This is a genomic window from Bradyrhizobium sp. 14AA (assembly GCF_054185205.1).
This window is the reverse complement of the sequence record NZ_JAVAYM010000120.1, coordinates 1-489: the sequence shown is the minus strand read 5'-3', so window position 1 is coordinate 489 and position 489 is coordinate 1. Positions and strand designations below refer to the sequence as shown.

Below are 489 nucleotides of genomic sequence, written 5' to 3'. Positions count from 1 at the left end.
TTCGCGGACGGCCTTGCCATCTGGGAGAGAGCGGCACTCGTGGCTGCTGAAGAACTGCGCCGGCTTTCCGGGACCTCCCGGCTTATCCTGATCGGCCATGGCCTCGGCGCAACGCTTGCCGCCCTCGTCGCGCCGCAGCTGAAAGCCCTTGATGGTGTCGCCTTGATGGCGCCGGTCGTCAATGGGCGCAGGTATCTGCGGGAGCTCGCCGCCTGGTCGAAGATGGTGGACGAAGGCCTCGGCCTGCGGGATGACCAGCGCATCACCGATCATGTCGCCATAGCCAGCCTAGTCATGCCCGACGAGGTTGCCGCCCATGTCAAAAAGCTGAACATCGAAGCCATCCCCCATCTGCCTGCCCGGCGAATTTTGATGGTGGAGCGGCCGGCACGCGACAAGGATATCGCGCTGTCGGCGCACCTGACGGCACTCGGCGCCGAGGTAACCCGTCAGCCTTATCTGGGCTATGACGATCTTGTCTCGAACCCG

At 64.2% G+C, this 489-nt stretch carries 1 pseudogene; it reads left to right on the top strand.

Annotation, left to right across the window (positions count from 1 at the left end):
- Positions 1–39 precede the first annotated feature (39 nt).
- Positions 40–489: pseudogene (locus RAD15_RS43600) on the top strand (alpha/beta hydrolase); the annotation flags it as partial.